Consider the following 17,894-nt stretch of genomic DNA (forward strand, 5'->3'; position numbering starts at 1 on the left):
ATGATATTTGTTAAATTATTGTTCCGGTCTCCTCTACGCTTTCCCGCTTATTTGTATCTGAAAATTATACGGCCTCTTGACAAATCGTATGGGCTCATCTCCACGCCAACCTTATCTCCTGGCAGAATGCGTATATAGTGCATTCTCATTTTTCCAGAAATGGTGGCCAGGATCTCATGCCCGTTTTCCAATTTTACACGGAACATAGCGTTCGACAAGGCTTCTAATATAATTCCATCCTGTTTAATGAGTGCCTGTTTTGCCATAAAAATTTTTAGGACTGCAAAGATAGCATTTATCTTTTGAAATAGAAAAATTTACCCGGATTATTATTATAATTGCCATTTTTTTTGCCAAAACCTGTCGTTTTACCCCTAAAAACCCCTGCTATATTAGATAATTCCAAAGCCAATTACTAGTAATTTGAATTCAATTCGGGGTTATTCTTCTCCTCTTTTTCTATGTCCACGTAGGTCGACAATACATCTGCCCTTCCTTTTCCGACAGCAACAGTGTGCTCAAAGTGAACCGACGGGCTTCCATCGCGGGTAGCAACCGTCCAGCCATCTTCGAGGTATTCCACGTCCTTGGAGCGGAGATTGATCATAGGTTCAATTGCTATAACCAGTCCTTCCTTCATTACAGGGCCGCTACCTCTTTTACCGTAGTTAGGTACCTGGGGATCCTCATGGAGGTTCCGGCCCAGGCCATGCCCTACGAGCTCCCTTACAACGCCATAACCACGCTCTTTCTCGGTATACTCCTGGATGGCATAGGAGATGTCACCTATCCTGTTGCCAACAACCGCCTTCTCTATACCTTTGTACAGGGAAGCTTTGGTGGCCGTCATCAGGCGGAGTACGTTTTCAGGTACATTACCGATGGCGAAGGTATAGGCGCTGTCTGAATGAAATCCATTCATATACACTCCCACATCCACTGTGAGGATATCGCCGTCTTTCAGCACGTATTTATTGGGAATGCCGTGCACTACTTCTTCATTTACGGAGATGCAGCAGGCATTCGGAAATCCTTTATAATTCTTGAAGGAGGGAGTTCCACCATTTTCAACGATAAACTTATCTGCAACTGCGTCCACCTCCAATGTGCTCATACCTGGTTTCAGGGTTCTGGCCACTTCAGCCAGGGCTGCACTCAGAAGCAGGGCACTTTTACGTATCAACTCTATTTCTTCCTTCGTCTTATAGTGAATCATAACAACCCTTTTCATTCATGGTTAGTATCTAAGCCGGCTTGCAGGCCAGCGAAGGACTAACTGTTCTTTATTCAAAAATAATATAGCCACTAAAGCGGAAGGCTTCTGTGGCTATTTTATTGTTCTTGTAACATTTTTGTGTTCAATTACTTATGCATTAGCCGGGGCAGTTCTGCCTTTGATACGGCCGGTGCTCATAAGACCATCATAGTGACGCATCAGGAGCTGGCTTTCAATCTGTTGCAGTGTGTCCAGGATAACTCCCACCATGATCAGCAGGGAGGTACCTCCGAAGAAGGTAGCAAAGTTACTGTTCACCTTGAAGGCAGCAGCCAAACCAGGCATAATACCCACAATTGCCAGGAAGAAAGCTCCGGGCAGGGTGATACGGTCCATTACAGCACCAATATAATCGGCAGTAGCTTTACCAGGTTTAATACCAGGAATGAATCCGTTATTACGTTTCATTTCATCCGCCATTTGGGTTGGATTGAAAATCAACGCAGTATAAAAATAAGTGAATACAATAACGAGTACTGCGTAAATCAGGTTATACCAGCCATTAGTATGATCGCTGAAGATGCGGATAAAGCCGGATGCACTTTCTGAAGAAGTAGCAAAGCCTATTGCAGTTGCAGGGATGAACATGATAGCCTGGGCGAAGATGATAGGCATTACACCGGCAGCATTCACTTTAAGGGGAATGAACTGGCGTACACCACCATACTGTTTGTTACCTACAATACGTTTGGCATAATTCACCGGTATTTTCCTGGTACCCTGAACAAGCAGGATAAGGCCTACGGTGATTAAGATAAAGATGGCAATTTCAATAAGGAACAGGATCGGTCCACCCGCCTCACCTGCAACTTTACTGGAAAATTCTGCGACTAAAGCCTGTGGCAAACGGGCAAGGATACCCATCATGATAATGATAGAAGTACCATTACCAATTCCTTTGTCTGTGATCTTTTCACCGAGCCACATTACGAACAGGGTACCTGCAGTAAGTAAAACGGTAGTAGAAAGCCAGAAGAAAAAGGTACCATATTCGGCAATAATAGCGCCACCTGACTGATTACGCAGATAAGCAACGTAAGCACTCGCCTGGAAACCTGTTACGATAACTGTGAGGTAACGGGTGAACTGGTTAATTTTTTTGCGGCCGCTTTCACCTTCTTTCTGCATTTTCTGGAATTGCGGAACAGCTATGGTTAATAACTGAATAGCAATGGACGCAGAGATGTATGGCATGATACCCAATGCGAATATGGAAGCCCTAGAAAACGATCCGCCGGCAAACATATTAACCAAACCCAGGATACCCTGATTAGAATTTTTCTCAAAGTCGGTGAGCGCATTTGCATCAATGCCGGGCAAAGCGATATAGGATCCTACGCGGTAGATGAGGACCAGGAGCAGGGTGGTCAGGATGCGGTTACGCAAATCCTCAATACTCCAGATATTCTTAATCGTTTCGATAAATTTCTTCACAGGAAGATAAAGGTTTAATAGCGCTATTAAATATGAAAAGACGCACTACTCCGTAGGCGTCTCCTCAGTCGTAAAGTCTTATACCAGTTCTACTGATCCACCTGCTGTTTCGATGGCCTGTTTAGCTTTTTCGCTGATTGCGTTAACTTTAACAGACACTTTGGTTTTGAGTTCGCCGTTAGCGAGGATCTTAACTTTAGCGGTTCTGTTAATCAGACCGTTCATGAACAGGTTTTCCAGATTAAACTCCTGAAGGCCATATTTTTCAACTAAATGATCCAGCTGACCCAGGTTGAAGATTGTGTATTCTTCACGGTTGTTATTCTTGAAACCGCGTTTTGGCATACGGCGTTGGATTGGCATCTGGCCACCTTCGAAGCCTTTCTTGCTGGCATAACCAGCACGTTGCTGGATACCTTTGTTACCTTTTGTAGAGGTACCACCTTTACCGGAAGCCTCACCACGTCCGAGACGTTTCTCTTTATGTACAGCGCCTTGTGCAGGCTGTAATGAATGCAGATTCATAGTTTAATTGTTTTTACTTGCGCGGAAATTAACCGCTCGCTTTATATTAAAATAAAAATGGTAAAGTCACAAATGTAAAGGTAAGATTATCAACAGACAATCCCACAGCAGTGTTACTTAATTAAGCGTTAACTGTTTCTACCGTTACAAGGTGATTAACCTTACGGACCATACCCAGGATCTGAGGAGTAGCTTCTACTTCAACAGTAGCATGCATTTTAGTCAGGCCCAGTGCCTTCAAGGTCAGTTTCTGCCTTTCAGGACGGTCTATACCACTTTTCACTTGAGTGATCTTAATCTTTGCCATAAATCCCTATCCGCTAAAAGCGGAGTAATTTAATTGTTAATGAATTATTTTCAAAATTTCCCCGTTGATACCCGCTTTCCGGCGGGTTAGTATCAACCGTTGAAAACTTTCTTCAGGGAAACGCCTCTTGTTTTAGCGATGCCGATTGGTTCGCGTAACATGCCTAAAGCTTTGAAGGTAGCTTTCACCACGTTGTGTGGATTAGCGGAACCCAGAGATTTAGCCAGAACGTCGGTTACACCAACGCTTTCCAGTACTGCACGCATGGAACCTCCTGCGATCACACCGGTACCGTGAGCGGCTGGTTTGATCAATACTTTGGCGGCGCCTTCTTTAGCAAACTGATCGTGAGGGATGGTACCGTGCATAACAGGAACCTTGATCAGATTCTTCTTAGCATCGTCTATACCTTTGGTGATAGCCTGCTGTACTTCTTTGGCTTTACCAAGACCGTGACCAACAACACCGTTTTCATTACCTACTACTACCAGCGCGGAGAAACTGAATGTACGACCGCCTTTGGTGGTTTTAGTAACACGGTTGATCGCCACTACTTTCTCTTTCAGCTCCAGATCACCAGCCTTTACTTTATTGAATGAATTCTTTGCCATTTTATTTTATAAGAATTACTTGTTCAGAATTATAAGATTCGGACTCCGTGATTAAAACTGAAGACCGCCTTCTCTTGCTCCGTCAGCTACGCTTTTCACGCGGCCATGATATAAATAACCACTTCTGTCAAAAACGCAGGTGGTAAGACCCAGTGCCAGTGCTTTTGCAGCCAGTGCTTTTCCTACCAGTGCAGATTTTTCAATTTTGGTACCTGCCTGTGCTTTGATATCCTTATCACGGGAAGAAGCTGCAGCCAGGGTAGTGCCATTGGTATCATCGATCAACTGCACATAGATATCGCTGTTGCTGCGAAATACAGATAATCTTGGTTGCTTTGCAGTACCGGAAATTTTCTTACGGATGCGGTAGCGGATTTTCTGTCTCCTGTTAACTTTTGTGCTCATTTTGAGTTTTATTTTATAACCCCGATGCTGCCGGGGTATCTGTTAAAATCAGCTAACCAGCTATAGTAGCTGATTAGCCAATTAAATATTTTACTTACCGGCTGATTTACCAGCTTTCTTACGTACCACTTCATCGCTGTAGCGAACACCTTTACCTTTGTACGGCTCTGGTTTACGCAGACTGCGGATTTTAGCGGCTACCTGGCCCAGCAACTGGTTGTCGATACCTTCCAGCATGATCTTAGGGTTCTGACCTTTTTCAGTAAGGGTAGAAACCTTCAGTTCTTTCGGAATTTCGAAAACGATATTGTGAGAGTAACCTAAAGCGAGATCCAGTAACTGACCGCTGTTTGCTGCTTTATAACCAACACCCACCAGTTCCAGTTGTTTTTTGAATCCTTCAGTAACACCCTGAACCATGTTGGCCAGTAAAGCGCGGTATAAACCGTGGAGTGCTTTGTGGCGGATCTGTTCGGTTGGGCGGATAACTGTTAAAACGCCGTCCTTCACCTCAATTTTCATATCCCTGTCGATGCTTCTTTTCAGTTCACCTTTAGGGCCTTTTACGGTTACTTCATTGGTAGGAGAAACAGTAACTGTAACTCCGCTGGCCAATTTGATAGGACTTTTACCTATACGAGACATAACTTTAATTTAAAGTTGTTTGATATTGATGTACCGGTTATCCGTGTTCAGCGCCGTATAGAGAGCTTAATTGTCAGATAACTTAAGTGAATGACCAGCTGGATAACCAGCCAGTCATTCAATATATTAATAGACGAAGCAAACTACTTCGCCACCTACGTTTTGAGCTTTTGCTTCCTTATCGGTCATTACACCTTTGGAAGTAGAGATAATCGCTACGCCTAAACCGTTCTTCACGCGCTTAAACTCTTCTGGTTTAGCGTACTGACGCAGACCTGGGCGGCTGATGCGTTGTAATTCCTTGATAGCGGGTTCTTTGGTGATCGGATCGTACTTCAAAGCGATTTTGATTACGCCTTGTTTAGTATCTTCTTCGAATTTGTACTTCAGGATATAACCTTTATCGTACAGAATTTCTGTAATGCGTTTTTTCAGCTTGGAAGCCGGAATTTCCACAATCCTGTGGGTGGCCATTTGCGCGTTCCGGATGCGTGTCAGGAAGTCTGCTATTGGATCAGTAACCATTGTTGTAATAGTTTGATAAATGTTTACAATGCGATATCCAATCGTAATAAGATGGGAATCAAATAACTTTTCTGGATTTATTCATCCGGTAATCCGGACTGATAAATACCTTGAATTACCAGCTGGCTTTTCTAACGCCAGGGATTTTACCTGCGAGTGCCAGGTCACGGAACATGTTCCTGCAGAGGCCGAAGTGACGCATATATCCTTTAGGACGACCGGTCAGCTGGCATCTGTTTTTCAGACGAACAGGAGAAGCGTTTTTAGGAAGTTGATCCAGTGCAGCGTAGTCACCGGCAGCTTTCAGGGCAGCGCGTTTTTCTGCAAACTTAGCTACCATAGCTTCTCTTTTCCTTTGTCTGGCTTTTACGGATTCTTTTGCCATAATTATATTATCGTTTCGATTTACTGATTATCTTTTTTCATATTCCTGAAAGGCATGCCCATTTCCTTCAGCAGCTCGTAAGCTTCTTCGTTGGTATTGGCAGTGGTAACGAAGGTGATATCCATACCGGACATTTTCGTTACTTTATCGATATCGATTTCAGGGAAGATGATCTGTTCAGTGATACCCATTGTGTAGTTACCACGACCGTCAAATGCTTTTTCGTTCACGCCTTTGAAGTCACGTACACGTGGGAGGGATACCGCGATTAAACGATCCAGGAAGTCGTACATATTAGTGCTGCGTAAAGTTACACGTGCACCGATCGGCATGTTCTTCCTGAGTTTGAAGTTGGAGATATCCTTTTTAGACAGGGTAGCGATAGCTTTCTGACCAGCGATGCGGGTCATTTCGTCTACAGCAATGTCTACCAGTTTCTTATCGCCTACTGCACCATTGATACCCTGGTTCAGGCAAATCTTTACCAGGCGAGGAACCTGCATTACACTTTTGTAGTTGAATTTCTTCATCAGTGCAGATTTAACTTCCTCGTGGTATTTGGTCTGCAGTCTCGGAGTATATTTTGTGTTTGACATTATTTAATTACCTCCCCTGATTTTTTAGCGATACGAATTAATTTACCGTTTTCTCTCTGCCTGTTAACTCTGGTCGGTTTACCAGCTTTAGCATCCCACAGCATCACATTAGAGATGGCGATAGGAGCTTCCTGCTTAACAATACCACCTTTGGTATTCTGGGCAGTTGGCTTCGTGTGTTTGGTAATAATGTTAACGCCTTCTACAAGAATGCGGGCTTTAACAGGATCCACTTCCAGCACTTTACGCGCTTTGGTTCTGTCCTTGTCATCACCGGCAATTACCGCAACCAGGTCGCCTTTCTTAATGTTAAATTTAGGCTTAAATCTAGTTTTCATTACTTTGATTTATTTATAAACGCCAAGCGAAACAATAGTTTCGCTTGATTAATGTTTTTTCTCGTTTTGCAAACGGGCTGCAAAGATAAGAAATATTTTGGGATTTCGGGATTTTGGCTTTTTTTGATAAAAATCATAAAATTCCAAAATCCCTGTACCGCTATATTTATTATAATACCTCAGGAGCGAGGGAGATAATTTTCATATATCCCTTGTCTCTCAGCTCACGTGCAACCGGACCGAAAATACGGGTACCGCGAGGTTCGTCTGAGTTATTGAGCAGTACAACCGCGTTATCATCGAAACGGATATAAGAACCGTCTTTACGACGTAATTTGTTCTTAGTTCTTACGATTACAGCTTTGGTCACCATACCTTTCTTCACACCACCGCCTGGCATTGCATCCTTAACGGTTACTACAATTTTATCGCCTACGGCTGCGTAGTCCTGACCGGAGTTACCTAATACGCGGATGCACAATACTTCTTTGGCACCGCTGTTATCAGCTACACTCAGTCTTGATTCTTGTTGTATCATCGAAATGAGATTTGATATTGTTTAGTCAGCGGCTGGCACCGGGATTGCCGGCAGCAGCTTGAAACAAATAAATAATTATTTTACTTTAGCGATTACTTCTACCAGTCTCCAGCATTTGTTCTTGCTCAGAGGGCGTGTTTCCGCGATTCTAACGGTATCGCCGATACTGCACTCGTTCTTGTCGTCATGCGCCATGAACTTGGTAGTTTTTTTCACGAATTTACCATAGATCGGGTGTTTCACCTTACGCTCCACCTTTACGGTAATGGTTTTATCCATTTTGTTGCTGGCAACCACACCAATCCTGGTTTTTCTTAATTTTCTTTCGGTCGTCATTGTTGAAAGTTATTTAACCCTCCGGTGAGGAGGTCATAAATTGTGTTATACTAATGCTATGTCAGCAGCCCCGGGCGTACCGGGACTGAAGATTTAGAAGCCCAGTTGTCTTTTACGCAGTTCGGTGTTCATCCGAGCGATATCGCGTCTTACGGCGCGGATGCTCATTGGATTTTCGATTGGCGTAATTGCGTGACCAAAGGTCATTTTTTTCAAGCGGAGTTCTTCTGCAGAGATTTTCTCTTTCAGATCCTGTTCGCTCAGGCCTTTCAGTTCCAGCTTTTCTTTTGCCATTGTATTGAGTTTGATTCGGTTAGCTGCAGGAGCAGTGTTACCGGATTTTAGTTATTGTGTACCTGTAATTAAGCTACGTAGTCGCGGCTGGTTACAAATTTTACTTTGATGGGCAGTTTTTGTGCTGCGAGTTCCATTGCTTCTTTTGCTACCTGTAAGGGAACGCCATCAGCTTCAAATAAAATTCTACCTGGCTTTACAACTGCTGCCCAATGGTCAGGAGCACCTTTACCTTTACCCATCCTCACTTCCAAAGGCTTAGCAGTGATAGGTTTGTCAGGGAATATGCGGATCCATACGTTACCTTCACGTTTCATGTGCCTTGTCAGCGCAACACGTGCAGCTTCGATCTGCCTGTCGGTGATCCACTTAGGTTCTAATGCTTTAAGACCGAAAGTACCAAAGGAGAGGGTAGCGCCTCTTTTAGCGTTCCCTTTGATGCGGCCTTTGTGCATCTTCCTGTGTTTCGTTCTTTTTGGCTGTAACATCGTCTATGTTGTTAATGTTAATAGTAATTGTTAATGTCTGCTTAACCGCCAGATATTATCTGCGGCCACCGCCACGGTGTTCTCCACCGCCTCTTCTTTCGCCACCACCGCGGTTGTCTCTGCGTTCACCGTGATGTTCTCTTCTTTCACCACCATGACCAGTGCCACGGTTATCGCCTTCCTTACCGGTTAAAACGTTCGGGTTGAGATCGCGTTTACCCAGTACTTCACCTTTACAGATCCATACTTTGATACCGATTTTACCATAAACGGTTAATGCGAACAGGGAAGCGTAGTCGATATCCATACGGAAAGTATGTAAAGGCACGCGACCTTGTTTCATTTCTTCGGAGCGGGCAATCTCAGCACCACCTAAACGGCCGCTGATCTTAACCTTGATACCTTCAGCACCCATTCTCAGAGCGGTAGCAATCGCCATTTTGATAGCACGTTTGTAGTTGATACGGCTTTCAATCTGTTTTGCGATTGTTTCAGCAACGATGTTAGCATCCATTTCAGGACGACGGATCTCCAGGATGTTGATCTGTACATCTTCTTTGCCTGTCAGCTTCTTCAGCTCTTCTTTGATGCGATCAACTTCGTTACCGCCTTTACCAATGATGATACCAGGCTTAGAAGTATGAACAGTGATGATTAACTTACCTAAAGTTCTTTCGATCACAACTCTTGAAATGCCACCTTTGTTGATACGGGCATTCAGATAAGTTCTGATCTTGTTATCTTCGATCAGTTTGGTCGCAAAATCTTTTTTGCTGCCATACCAATTAGAGTCCCATCCTCTGATGATACCTAACCTGTTACCAATAGGATTTGTTTTCTGACCCATGTTCTGGTTATTTGTCTATTAGTTTAATAGTTTTGTTTCTGTTTCGTTTCCGGTTTGCACTGAATTACTGTGCTTTACCATCCACTACAATCGTTACGTGGTTACTTCTCTTGCGGATACGGTAACCCCTTCCCTGCGGAGCCGGGCGCATTCTTTTCAGTGTGCGGCCGCCATCAACAAAAACGGTTTTTACGATCAGGTTAGCATCTTCTACCCTTGCACCTTCGTTCTTCACTTTCCAGTTTGCGATAGCGGATATCAGCAACTTCTCTAAAGGTACGCTTGGGTGTTTCGGATGGAATTTCAAAATATTCAAAGCCTTTTCCACATCCAGTCCACGGATTAAGTCCGCGAGCAAACGCATTTTGCGGGGAGATGTAGGATTATTATTCAGCTTAGCTACTGCTTCCATTGTGATTAATTTCTTTTATTATTTAATGTCTGATGTCTGGTGTTTGATGTTCCGGTTTGAAACGAATACTTCAAACCTCAAACCTCAGACTATAATTTACATTTTCTTGTTAACGTGTCCTCTGAAGTTACGTGTAGGTGCAAATTCGCCCAGTTTATGACCAACCATAAATTCCGTTACATAAACAGGAATAAATTTGTTGCCATTGTGAACGGCGAAAGTGTGACCAACGAAATCAGGCGTGATAGTAGAACGACGGCTCCAGGTCTTGATAACAGAACGCTTGGTACCGGTATTCATCTTTTCAACTTTTGTTTCTAATTTCAGGTCTACGTAAGGACCTTTTTTTATGGAACGAGCCATGTCTTACTGATTTATGATTTTTCAAACCCGGGATCCGGTATTGCTACCGGAGCCCTGATTCAGAAATATTATAATTTTTTACCGTTTTTCCTGCTAATGATCAGCTTATCAGAACTCTTATGCGGCTTTCTGGTTTTCAGACCTTTCGCATATTTACCAGTTCTTGATCTTGGATGGCCTCCGGAAGATTTACCTTCACCACCACCCATCGGGTGATCCACAGGGTTCATAGCCACACCACGGTTGCGGGGGCGGATACCTCTCCAACGGTTAGCACCTGCTTTACCGATAGATTGCAGGGCGTGATCGGAGTTAGAAACAGTACCTACGGTTGCTTTACAAGTATTTAATACTTTGCGGAGCTCGCCGGAAGGCATTTTCAGTACGGCATATTTTTCTTCCTTGTTGGACAGCTGTGCATAAGCGCCGGCGCTTCTTGCGATTGCACCACCTTTACCAGGCTGCAGCTCGATGTTATGTACAACAGTACCCAGTGGCATGTTTTTCAGCGGTAAAGCGTTACCTACTTCAGGAGCTACATCGGCGCCGCTGATAACGGTACCACCTACCTGTAAGCCCTGTGGAGCAATAATGTAACGTTTTTCACCATCTGCATAACTTACCAGGGCGATGAATGCACTACGGTTAGGATCGTATTCGATCGTTTTTAACAGTAGCAGGAACATTCTCCTTATCACGTTTGAAATCAATTACACGGTATTGTTTCTTGTGACCACCACCTATGTAGCGCATAGACATTCTGCCTTGCGCATTTCTACCGCCGGTCCTTTTGATAGGCTCCAGCAGGCTTTTTTCAGGGGTATCCGATGTCAGCTCAGCGTAAGCGTTGCCTATTTTCCAGCGGGTACCGGCCGTCATTGGTTTGAACTTCTTCAGTGCCATTACTTCCTAAAAAGTTAAATGTTGTTATTAAATATAAATAGTGATCTGTATATACATCCACATCCCGGCTGTTCAGGCCGGAACGGCACTACATGTTAGCATACAGATCTATAGTTTCACCAGCTGCAACGGTAATGATCGCCTTTTTGTAAGACGGTTTTTTACCTGCAATGAAACCGGCTTTAGTAAAGCGGAATTTAGCTTTACCTGGCATTACAGCAGTATTTACATCTGCTACGGTTACACCGTAAAACTCTTCCACTGCTTTCTTGATCTCCAGTTTGTTGGCTTTTTTGTCAACAATGAAATAGTAGCGGTTGAATTTTTCAGTTGCTTTGTTAACCTTTTCGGATACCACCGGTTTGATTAAAACGTCAGAAAGTTTCATCTTCTTTATAGCATTAAGCTGTTGGCATTACCCTCCAGCTGTTATTGAATTGGTTTTGACATCCTTAAGCTTCTGCAGGCTCTTCAGTGAAGATTTTTGCAGCGCTTTCTGTGAACACGATATAGTTGCTGTTCATGATGTCGTAAGTATTGATATCACTCAGAACAGTACCGTCTACAGTTGGGATGTTTCTTAAAGACAGGTAAACATTGTCATTGTGCTCAGGCGTGATGAACATAGTCTTTCTGCCTTCAACATTGATGTTCAGATTCTTCAGGAAACCAACGAATTGTTTGGTTTTTGGTGTTTCAAGCTGCAGATCTTCAACGATAATGATGCTGTTTTCTTTAGCTTTTACTGACAGGGCGGAGATCTTTGCGAGATCTTTCACTTTCCTGTTCAGTTTGAAACCCCAACCGTGCGGTTTTGGTCCGAAGATGGTACCACCACCTTTATACAATGGGTTACGGATGTTACCTTTACGGGCGCCACCGGTACCTTTTTGTTTGTGCAGTTTACGGGAAGCACCTTTTACTTCAGCTCTGGTTTTTACCTTATGGGTACCCTGACGCTGAGCAGCCAGGTATTGTTTAACAGCCAGGTAGATTACGTGGTTGTTAGGCTCAACACCAAAGATCTCCTCAGGAAGCTCAATAGACCTTCCGGTTTTCTTACCTTCTATATTTAAAATATCGATTTGCATATTACTTCTGGATTAAAACGATTGAACCAATGTGGCCGGGAACGGAACCACTTACCAGGATATAATTCTTTTCAGGGAATATTTTCACGATCTTCAGACCTTTCACTTTCACTCTTTCATTACCTGTCTGGCCGGCCATACGCATACCCTTGAAAACGCGGGAAGGATAAGAGGATCCACCAACAGAACCAGGAGCCCTGCTTCTATCGTGCTGACCGTGGGTAGCTTCACCCACACCGCTGAATCCGTGGCGTTTTACAACACCCTGGAAACCTTTACCTTTGGAAGTGCCTACAACGTCAATTGTTTCACCTTCTGCGAAGATTTCGCAGGTGATAGATTCACCGAGGGCTTTCTGTACATCCGGGTTGCGGAATTCTTTTACGAAACGTTTGGGAGAGGTGCTTGCTTTCGCGAAGTGACTGCTTTCTGCTTTAGTGGTGTGTTTTTCTTTCTTTTCACCGAAAGAAACCTGAATTGCATTGTAACCATCTGTTTCCAGGCTTTTTACCTGGGTTACAACGTTGGGACCCGCTTCGATAATGGTAACAGCTGTTTGTTTACCATTAGACTCGAAGATGCTGGTCATACCAATCTTTTTGCCAATAATACCTTTCATTTTTTATATGATTTTACCCAGCGCCTGGGGGATTTCGTGCTATCCCCAGGATGGGGCGGTTTAAATACATTTATTGGGCGGCCGCCCAGAAGGCGCGACCTATGTTTGTTTGTTAAAATTGTTATCCCGCTGGTAATCAACAAGATAACCATAAATCAATAAAAGGCCGGCCTTTCGCCCGCCTCGCTGTTGTCCTATGCTTTAATTTCAACTTCCACTCCGGAAGGCAGATCGAGCTTGCTCAGCGCGTCTACAGTTCTGGAAGAAGACGTGTATATATCCAGTAAACGTTTGTGTGTACACAGTTGGAACTGCTCGCGCGCTTTCTTATTTACGTGCGGAGAACGTAATACTGTAAATATTTTCTTCTCGGTAGGTAAAGGAATTGGACCTGTTACCACGGCACCCGTGTTACGCACGGTTTTAACGATCTTCTCAGCAGACTTGTCTACCAGGTTATGATCGTAGGACTTCAGCTTGATTCTTATTCTCTGAGACATATGCAATGAACTTCTTCTTGTTTTTTCCCAATACAATTTGGGAGGGCAAAGGTAACCCGTTTTTTCTATTTGGCAAATAATTCTCAGGAAAAAATAAAAGAAACCGGGCAAGGGGCTGGCTCCGGGGGCGATAGAAGTGCAGTAAAAATGATATTATCCAGTATTAAGGCTTCAGAAATCATTCATTGTGTGTAGATTAAGCCTTAAGGTAACTTCACATGCTCGTTTCGACAAATATAGGAAAACAAATTTCAAAACCAAAAAAAGGAGAATTTCTTTACAATTTTTTCCGGGAGACGGGAAAACGGAGAAACTATTTCAAAGGAGATCCCAAACAGGTGGATCCTAATATCGGATTCCCTGCCTGCTGGCAGGGACCGGGAAATTAAAGTATTGTATTTCAATGCGCCACGATCCATACCATTTCAGACCCGGAACTAAGACATTGTATTCCGGGGACTTCCTTACCGGGGGATATTCAAAACAGGTAAAAAATACAGGTGGGAAAGTGATATGCAAAAAGAAGGGCAAACCTAAAAGAGAAAGGGTTGTTCCCGCTTACCTGGAACAACCCATCTCCGAATAATTAAAGTGGTTTGATGATCTGTGGTCAAACGACCCAACAACCATTAAAGTGGCAAACCACCTAATAATGACTTAATTAATCCTAAGACTAATGCCAGCAGTTGATTCAGTACATCCATGGAAAAAGGTTTTTATAAGATACTGCCTACTCTATTACCTGGTTTTCGGCATCCCCAGTTGTTATTCAGTTAACACGACTAAATTAAAAGCTATCAATCAATATTCAGTCGTTCATTTTGTTCATTTCAAACAGTTAACAGGTATCCGTTCATTCAGCTGCCATAGCGTCTTTACAGCGATATCAGGTTTAAATAAAGAGGCTGTTCCGGTGTGGAACAGCCTCCAGGATGATGTGTGTAAGGGAAATAGTTTCATCAAGTATGGAACAATCCCTTACTGACAGGAGTCCTTATTACAGGCCACCCAGCAGAGATTTCAGCAGAGCAACCAGTGTTGCCAGCAGTTGAGTCAGTACATTCATAAGATAGTTCTTACTACGGGTGACACCTACTCTCTTTCTTTGGTTTTCGGCAATCCCAGGTACACTTCCTTTTTAAGTGTGCATCGAAATTAACAGCTATTCATATAATTACGTTCGTTCATTTTGTTCAGTTCGGCATCCTGATGTACCGCTGTTCAATGAGCCATCATGGCGCACTCTTAAATGATAAAAGCCCCGGCAAATACCGGGGCTTTCATCATTTAACATTGATGGCTGCTCAATGTTATAAAAGCTGTTTGGGAATTACCGGCAAGCGGATATGTATTCACCACATATGCAGTTACGCTCATGCTTCAATACCCCGTTGTACTGGTATAGGACTCATAGTACAGGTTAAATGCCACCGAGTGCAGATACCAGCAATACCCAGCAGCCTTTTTCAGAAATGTGTTTAGTGCATCAGGGATTATAAATGCGCCTACTCCTTCATATGTTTTTCGGCAATCCCATTGAGACTAAAGATTACAGTGCGCCCACTACAGTGCTCAGGAACCTAAGCACTGCCAGGAGAATAGTGTTTAACATACCGGGAATATTTACGGATGTGGTGCTTACTCTATATTGGGTTTTCAGCATCCCCCTGTCTGTGCCCTCACAGACGGCTACTAAAATAAGTGGTTCCGGCAAAAAAGCTCCTGTTCAATTAGTTCATTCCTACTCCGGCTGTTCATTTTATTCAGCAACTGTAGCAGGTAGGATTCCTTATAACAGCAATGGCGGCAATATATTATTGCCGCCATTGCTGAACTTGTTTTTATATTAAAATTACTTTCCGGTTTCTTCCCTGTAGATCTGTTTAGCTTTTGCCGATGGCAGATAGATCTGGAAACCTACACCCAGGCTAAGCCGGTTAGCAGTAGTTGAATTACCACCACCTACGGTAAGGTCATACTTAAACAATCCTTCCAAACCTATATTAGGCGTGATAAAATAAGAAATACCGGGGCCAATGCCAACATTAAAACCATTGGTAGAAGCACCACTCGCGGGGTTTGTACCGGCAAATCCGGCATTTGCTTCCACGAAGAACCGCGTTCTCTTGGAAAACTCCAGCTTTCTGACGTTTTTATCTTCCACAAAATAACGGGCAAAAGCGCCAACACCATAAGTAGTATTGGATGCTCTCACATCGGTCGTTTTATTCTTTGTGGTGTTTGCGCCAAAATTAACATAACCACCAATAGCAAGACCGTCCTTGATAAACCAACCTATCTTCGGTGACAGATTAAAATTAAAAGCAGTGCTCTCTTTTTGGAAAGTAACATTAAGATTGGTCAGATCGGCGCCTACCATAATATTTCCTTTCTGAATTTGGGCGTTAGCAGCAGAACTAAACAATACAGCCGCAAGTGCAAGGGTTAAGAGACGAATTCTTTTCATAGTCTGATTTTTAGTTTTAACAATTTACATGTTGAATGAATAAGAAATTAGCAGGTAAACGCTTTCCGTTTACAATTAAACTGCTGATATCAGCCGTAAAAAATAAAGGCAGGGGATAATGGGGAGTAGCTTCACATCGTCAAACAAACATCATCACGTGTTAACAACAACTCTTGTAGCGCAAAACTACTGAAAATGAATCTAATAAATACTCATTCTTCAAAAAAAATTTAAAAACTCCTGGATCAGATCCCTTCATTTATTCTCTCTACATGAATACTTATCCTTATTCATTATTACTATAACATTTGAATTCCAATGTTGTTGCATAAAAACAGGAATCATCGCAAAAGAATAAGGAGATCATCAACTGTAACAGATCAGGAGCGGTTTTTCAGCAGATCTGCATGCGTGCAGAAAATTCCCTGATGCTGTAAGAAACTTAGGAATCCATCCATTTTCTGCCGCATCTTTTCTCCCGAAACCCGTTTGATATAAACGGGTAATCCGTAAGCGTTAATATCACTTAATTCCCATGGATGGAAATAAAAAGAGAGATAAGCGTCCTTTTTCAGTATCCTTTTACTGAAGTGGCGGGTTATCCACAGGGGCATATTTTTTACGCTCAGCCAGAACAGCGGATATCTTAGTAATGGAGATACAGAAGAAGGAATGATCCAGGTATCCTGCTCTTTAAACACGGTTCTTGGCAGGTGCCGGTTATTGTACCTGCCCGGAAGCCAGGTAGGGTTCACAGAGGCATCATACAGGTAGCCGGCCGCTTTGAGCGCCTGCATATTTACCTTGCGGAGGCGTGGCATACGGAAACCTTCTACCGGCTGACCGCTGATCTCCTGCAGGGCCAGGCGGGAACCTTCCAGGTCGGCTTCCGTGAAAGAGCTGTGGTAATAGGCATGAGAAGCTATTTCATGCTTTGCCGCCATCTGCCTGATCAATTCAGGATAGTGCTGCGCCCAGTAAGCGGTGACGAAAAAAGTAGCGCGTACGTTATATTTCTCAAATAAAGCCAATGTTGCCTGCAGACCATTCCTGGAAACTTCCAGTTTCTCCTGGAGGGGCACCTGCTGACCAAATTCTTCCGGGATATCAAATTCTTCCACATCCACACTGATCAATATCCTGTTGCTATGTTCCATAAAGTTAAGCGGCAGATGAGCTGAAAATAATCCTGCAGTAATTCATTACCTCCTTCATTAAAAGTTTGGTTCTGAAAGATGAAAACTGGATACCCGGCCGGCAAGATACTGCAACTGCGCCTATCTTGAGATGGGAACGCTTACCTGCCTGGTACAAAAATTCGCTATCATAAAGAAAACCATCAATACGGGTAGAGAGCAGGATATTTCTTCCATAAACATTAAAACCCTTCAGCCCGGCCTGGGCGTCCTCCACTTTAAGGTTCAGTACCCGCCGGTTCAGCAGGCGACTGATCCTGGTTATAATGCGGCGTTTACGGGGTAATTTATGAAGATAGGCCTCTCCCCTTTCACCGGCTACCACATCCATGCCCCGGAGCAAACCATCATATGCTTCTTTTACAGCATTTACACCAAACGGAAAATCCAAATCAGTGTATACCTGGAACGCATGTTGAGAGCGCTTTACACCCTCCCTCACCGCAAATCCCTTCCCACGGTTGCGGGTATAACTGACAATGATGATTCCAGGGATAGCCACTTCCAGCCAGGCAATATGCTGACGGGTAAAATTTTTTACGGAACCATCATTCACAAGAATAAGCTGAACAGGCGTATCGCCCATAAGAGTTGTTATCTCGTGGTAATGCCTGATAAGTGATTCCACCCAGGGACCCGCAGGATTCCAGCAGGGCAGAATCAAATCCAGACCGGGAGCTAACGAGACCATTTCTCCCGATGTATGTACCACAGTTGTAGGAGGTGCTTGTAATAACTCTAATGACATAATTCAAAGGCTATCAGTAAATAATACCGGTTGGGATAGTTTATA

28 protein-coding genes are annotated in these 17,894 nt (G+C 43.5%); all 28 read right to left on the reverse strand.

Annotation, left to right across the window (positions count from 1 at the left end; all coding sequences use genetic code 11):
* Positions 1 to 47: 47 nt before the first annotated feature.
* The 28 genes from infA to ABIE50_RS31290 all read right to left on the reverse strand — a co-directional run bounded on the left by infA (position 48) and on the right by ABIE50_RS31290 (position 17,849).
* Positions 48 to 266, reverse strand: coding sequence for a translation initiation factor IF-1 (gene infA / locus ABIE50_RS31160; RefSeq protein WP_012789309.1), 219 nt, complete (start codon positions 264 to 266; stop codon positions 48 to 50).
* Positions 267 to 415: 149 nt separating this feature from the next.
* Positions 416 to 1,216 (reverse strand): type I methionyl aminopeptidase, encoded by an 801-nt coding sequence (map, locus tag ABIE50_RS31165; protein ID WP_142685987.1) that lies wholly within the window; start codon positions 1,214 to 1,216, stop codon positions 416 to 418.
* Between the two features lie 150 nt (positions 1,217 to 1,366).
* Positions 1,367 to 2,710, reverse strand: a complete 1,344-nt coding sequence (gene secY / locus ABIE50_RS31170; RefSeq protein WP_079470755.1) for a preprotein translocase subunit SecY — start codon at positions 2,708 to 2,710, stop codon at positions 1,367 to 1,369.
* 78 nt (positions 2,711 to 2,788) lie between these two features.
* Entirely contained in the window at positions 2,789 to 3,235 is a 447-nt protein-coding gene (gene rplO / locus ABIE50_RS31175) for a 50S ribosomal protein L15 (protein WP_142685986.1), read from the reverse strand.
* Between the two features lie 121 nt (positions 3,236 to 3,356).
* On the reverse strand, positions 3,357 to 3,542 hold the full coding sequence (gene rpmD, locus ABIE50_RS31180) for a 50S ribosomal protein L30 (RefSeq protein WP_079470757.1): 186 nt from the start codon (positions 3,540 to 3,542) through the stop codon (positions 3,357 to 3,359).
* Positions 3,543 to 3,634: 92 nt separating this feature from the next.
* A complete protein-coding gene (rpsE, locus tag ABIE50_RS31185; protein ID WP_142685985.1) occupies positions 3,635 to 4,153 on the reverse strand; it encodes a 30S ribosomal protein S5 in 519 nt (172 codons plus the stop codon).
* 51 nt (positions 4,154 to 4,204) lie between these two features.
* The gene (gene rplR, locus ABIE50_RS31190; protein ID WP_142685984.1) at positions 4,205 to 4,558 is read right to left on the reverse strand and encodes a 50S ribosomal protein L18; all 354 of its coding nucleotides are present in this window, start codon (positions 4,556 to 4,558) and stop codon (positions 4,205 to 4,207) included.
* A 90-nt stretch (positions 4,559 to 4,648) separates the two neighbouring features.
* A complete protein-coding gene (rplF, locus tag ABIE50_RS31195; protein ID WP_142685983.1) occupies positions 4,649 to 5,203 on the reverse strand; it encodes a 50S ribosomal protein L6 in 555 nt (184 codons plus the stop codon).
* A 126-nt stretch (positions 5,204 to 5,329) separates the two neighbouring features.
* Positions 5,330 to 5,728, reverse strand: coding sequence for a 30S ribosomal protein S8 (gene rpsH, locus ABIE50_RS31200; RefSeq protein WP_142685982.1), 399 nt, complete (start codon positions 5,726 to 5,728; stop codon positions 5,330 to 5,332).
* 115 nt (positions 5,729 to 5,843) lie between these two features.
* Entirely contained in the window at positions 5,844 to 6,113 is a 270-nt protein-coding gene (gene rpsN / locus ABIE50_RS31205; protein WP_142685981.1) for a 30S ribosomal protein S14, read from the reverse strand.
* 20 nt (positions 6,114 to 6,133) lie between these two features.
* Positions 6,134 to 6,709 (reverse strand): 50S ribosomal protein L5, encoded by a 576-nt coding sequence (gene rplE / locus ABIE50_RS31210; RefSeq protein WP_142685980.1) that lies wholly within the window; start codon positions 6,707 to 6,709, stop codon positions 6,134 to 6,136.
* Positions 6,709 to 7,047, reverse strand: a complete 339-nt coding sequence (gene rplX, locus ABIE50_RS31215; RefSeq protein ID WP_142685979.1) for a 50S ribosomal protein L24 — start codon at positions 7,045 to 7,047, stop codon at positions 6,709 to 6,711. The genes rplE and rplX overlap by 1 nt, the downstream gene beginning before the upstream one ends.
* 169 nt (positions 7,048 to 7,216) lie before the next feature.
* On the reverse strand, positions 7,217 to 7,585 hold the full coding sequence (gene rplN, locus ABIE50_RS31220; protein WP_142685978.1) for a 50S ribosomal protein L14: 369 nt from the start codon (positions 7,583 to 7,585) through the stop codon (positions 7,217 to 7,219).
* A gap of 75 nt (positions 7,586 to 7,660) precedes the next feature.
* On the reverse strand, positions 7,661 to 7,921 hold the full coding sequence (rpsQ, locus tag ABIE50_RS31225) for a 30S ribosomal protein S17 (RefSeq protein WP_106527849.1): 261 nt from the start codon (positions 7,919 to 7,921) through the stop codon (positions 7,661 to 7,663).
* 93 nt (positions 7,922 to 8,014) lie between these two features.
* The gene (gene rpmC, locus ABIE50_RS31230; protein WP_079470767.1) at positions 8,015 to 8,215 is read right to left on the reverse strand and encodes a 50S ribosomal protein L29; all 201 of its coding nucleotides are present in this window, start codon (positions 8,213 to 8,215) and stop codon (positions 8,015 to 8,017) included.
* A gap of 68 nt (positions 8,216 to 8,283) precedes the next feature.
* Positions 8,284 to 8,703 carry a 50S ribosomal protein L16 gene (gene rplP, locus ABIE50_RS31235; protein WP_142685977.1) on the reverse strand — a complete coding sequence of 140 codons (420 nt, stop codon included), beginning with the start codon at positions 8,701 to 8,703 and terminating at the stop codon, positions 8,284 to 8,286.
* Between the two features lie 55 nt (positions 8,704 to 8,758).
* Positions 8,759 to 9,550 (reverse strand): 30S ribosomal protein S3, encoded by a 792-nt coding sequence (gene rpsC / locus ABIE50_RS31240; protein ID WP_089903224.1) that lies wholly within the window; start codon positions 9,548 to 9,550, stop codon positions 8,759 to 8,761.
* A gap of 64 nt (positions 9,551 to 9,614) precedes the next feature.
* The gene (rplV, locus tag ABIE50_RS31245) at positions 9,615 to 9,962 is read right to left on the reverse strand and encodes a 50S ribosomal protein L22 (RefSeq protein WP_079470770.1); all 348 of its coding nucleotides are present in this window, start codon (positions 9,960 to 9,962) and stop codon (positions 9,615 to 9,617) included.
* A gap of 96 nt (positions 9,963 to 10,058) precedes the next feature.
* Entirely contained in the window at positions 10,059 to 10,325 is a 267-nt protein-coding gene (rpsS, locus tag ABIE50_RS31250) for a 30S ribosomal protein S19 (protein ID WP_079470771.1), read from the reverse strand.
* A gap of 68 nt (positions 10,326 to 10,393) precedes the next feature.
* A complete protein-coding gene (rplB, locus tag ABIE50_RS31255; protein ID WP_502913953.1) occupies positions 10,394 to 11,011 on the reverse strand; it encodes a 50S ribosomal protein L2 in 618 nt (205 codons plus the stop codon).
* Positions 10,971 to 11,228, reverse strand: coding sequence for a hypothetical protein (locus ABIE50_RS32245; RefSeq protein ID WP_502913954.1), 258 nt, complete (start codon positions 11,226 to 11,228; stop codon positions 10,971 to 10,973). Before ABIE50_RS32245 ends, rplB begins: the two co-directional genes overlap by 41 nt.
* A gap of 88 nt (positions 11,229 to 11,316) precedes the next feature.
* Positions 11,317 to 11,616 (reverse strand): 50S ribosomal protein L23, encoded by a 300-nt coding sequence (gene rplW, locus ABIE50_RS31260; RefSeq protein WP_089903230.1) that lies wholly within the window; start codon positions 11,614 to 11,616, stop codon positions 11,317 to 11,319.
* A 64-nt stretch (positions 11,617 to 11,680) separates the two neighbouring features.
* The gene (rplD, locus tag ABIE50_RS31265; RefSeq protein WP_142685975.1) at positions 11,681 to 12,319 is read right to left on the reverse strand and encodes a 50S ribosomal protein L4; all 639 of its coding nucleotides are present in this window, start codon (positions 12,317 to 12,319) and stop codon (positions 11,681 to 11,683) included.
* A 1-nt stretch (position 12,320) separates the two neighbouring features.
* Positions 12,321 to 12,938 carry a 50S ribosomal protein L3 gene (gene rplC, locus ABIE50_RS31270; RefSeq protein WP_142685974.1) on the reverse strand — a complete coding sequence of 206 codons (618 nt, stop codon included), beginning with the start codon at positions 12,936 to 12,938 and terminating at the stop codon, positions 12,321 to 12,323.
* Between the two features lie 194 nt (positions 12,939 to 13,132).
* On the reverse strand, positions 13,133 to 13,438 hold the full coding sequence (rpsJ, locus tag ABIE50_RS31275) for a 30S ribosomal protein S10 (RefSeq protein WP_012789286.1): 306 nt from the start codon (positions 13,436 to 13,438) through the stop codon (positions 13,133 to 13,135).
* 1,852 nt (positions 13,439 to 15,290) lie between these two features.
* Entirely contained in the window at positions 15,291 to 15,905 is a 615-nt protein-coding gene (locus ABIE50_RS31280; RefSeq protein WP_209862986.1) for an outer membrane beta-barrel protein, read from the reverse strand.
* A gap of 380 nt (positions 15,906 to 16,285) precedes the next feature.
* Positions 16,286 to 17,062 (reverse strand): polysaccharide deacetylase family protein, encoded by a 777-nt coding sequence (locus ABIE50_RS31285; RefSeq protein ID WP_209862988.1) that lies wholly within the window; start codon positions 17,060 to 17,062, stop codon positions 16,286 to 16,288.
* A 4-nt stretch (positions 17,063 to 17,066) separates the two neighbouring features.
* On the reverse strand, positions 17,067 to 17,849 hold the full coding sequence (locus ABIE50_RS31290) for a glycosyltransferase (protein WP_354028261.1): 783 nt from the start codon (positions 17,847 to 17,849) through the stop codon (positions 17,067 to 17,069).
* Positions 17,850 to 17,894 lie beyond the last annotated feature (45 nt).

The organism is Chitinophaga sp. OAE865 (assembly GCF_040546735.1).
In the GTDB taxonomy this organism is placed as follows: Bacteria; Bacteroidota; Bacteroidia; order Chitinophagales; family Chitinophagaceae; genus Chitinophaga; species Chitinophaga polysaccharea_A.

Coding starts and splice junctions, on each gene's coding strand:
- ABIE50_RS31285 (WP_209862988.1), bottom strand. CDS start 17,062: ATGGAACATAGCAACAGGATATTGATCAGTGTGGATGTGGAAGAATTT.
- rplX (WP_142685979.1), bottom strand. CDS start 7,047: ATGAAAACTAGATTTAAGCCTAAATTTAACATTAAGAAAGGCGACCTG.
- rplR (WP_142685984.1), bottom strand. CDS start 4,558: ATGAGCACAAAAGTTAACAGGAGACAGAAAATCCGCTACCGCATCCGT.
- rpsS (WP_079470771.1), bottom strand. CDS start 10,325: ATGGCTCGTTCCATAAAAAAAGGTCCTTACGTAGACCTGAAATTAGAA.
- rplF (WP_142685983.1), bottom strand. CDS start 5,203: ATGTCTCGTATAGGTAAAAGTCCTATCAAATTGGCCAGCGGAGTTACA.
- rpsC (WP_089903224.1), bottom strand. CDS start 9,550: ATGGGTCAGAAAACAAATCCTATTGGTAACAGGTTAGGTATCATCAGA.
- rplP (WP_142685977.1), bottom strand. CDS start 8,703: ATGTTACAGCCAAAAAGAACGAAACACAGGAAGATGCACAAAGGCCGC.
- rplW (WP_089903230.1), bottom strand. CDS start 11,616: ATGAAACTTTCTGACGTTTTAATCAAACCGGTGGTATCCGAAAAGGTT.
- rpmD (WP_079470757.1), bottom strand. CDS start 3,542: ATGGCAAAGATTAAGATCACTCAAGTGAAAAGTGGTATAGACCGTCCT.
- rplD (WP_142685975.1), bottom strand. CDS start 12,319: ATGCAAATCGATATTTTAAATATAGAAGGTAAGAAAACCGGAAGGTCT.
- rpsH (WP_142685982.1), bottom strand. CDS start 5,728: ATGGTTACTGATCCAATAGCAGACTTCCTGACACGCATCCGGAACGCG.
- ABIE50_RS32245 (WP_502913954.1), bottom strand. CDS start 11,228: ATGGCACTGAAGAAGTTCAAACCAATGACGGCCGGTACCCGCTGGAAA.
- rpsQ (WP_106527849.1), bottom strand. CDS start 7,921: ATGACGACCGAAAGAAAATTAAGAAAAACCAGGATTGGTGTGGTTGCC.
- rplB (WP_502913953.1), bottom strand. CDS start 11,011: ATGTTCCTGCTACTGTTAAAAACGATCGAATACGATCCTAACCGTAGT.
- rpsN (WP_142685981.1), bottom strand. CDS start 6,113: ATGGCAAAAGAATCCGTAAAAGCCAGACAAAGGAAAAGAGAAGCTATG.
- rplO (WP_142685986.1), bottom strand. CDS start 3,235: ATGAATCTGCATTCATTACAGCCTGCACAAGGCGCTGTACATAAAGAG.
- ABIE50_RS31280 (WP_209862986.1), bottom strand. CDS start 15,905: ATGAAAAGAATTCGTCTCTTAACCCTTGCACTTGCGGCTGTATTGTTT.
- map (WP_142685987.1), bottom strand. CDS start 1,216: ATGATTCACTATAAGACGAAGGAAGAAATAGAGTTGATACGTAAAAGT.
- rplN (WP_142685978.1), bottom strand. CDS start 7,585: ATGATACAACAAGAATCAAGACTGAGTGTAGCTGATAACAGCGGTGCC.
- ABIE50_RS31290 (WP_354028261.1), bottom strand. CDS start 17,849: ATGTCATTAGAGTTATTACAAGCACCTCCTACAACTGTGGTACATACA.
- rplV (WP_079470770.1), bottom strand. CDS start 9,962: ATGGAAGCAGTAGCTAAGCTGAATAATAATCCTACATCTCCCCGCAAA.
- rpmC (WP_079470767.1), bottom strand. CDS start 8,215: ATGGCAAAAGAAAAGCTGGAACTGAAAGGCCTGAGCGAACAGGATCTG.
- rplC (WP_142685974.1), bottom strand. CDS start 12,938: ATGAAAGGTATTATTGGCAAAAAGATTGGTATGACCAGCATCTTCGAG.
- rpsJ (WP_012789286.1), bottom strand. CDS start 13,438: ATGTCTCAGAGAATAAGAATCAAGCTGAAGTCCTACGATCATAACCTG.
- rpsE (WP_142685985.1), bottom strand. CDS start 4,153: ATGGCAAAGAATTCATTCAATAAAGTAAAGGCTGGTGATCTGGAGCTG.
- infA (WP_012789309.1), bottom strand. CDS start 266: ATGGCAAAACAGGCACTCATTAAACAGGATGGAATTATATTAGAAGCC.
- rplE (WP_142685980.1), bottom strand. CDS start 6,709: ATGTCAAACACAAAATATACTCCGAGACTGCAGACCAAATACCACGAG.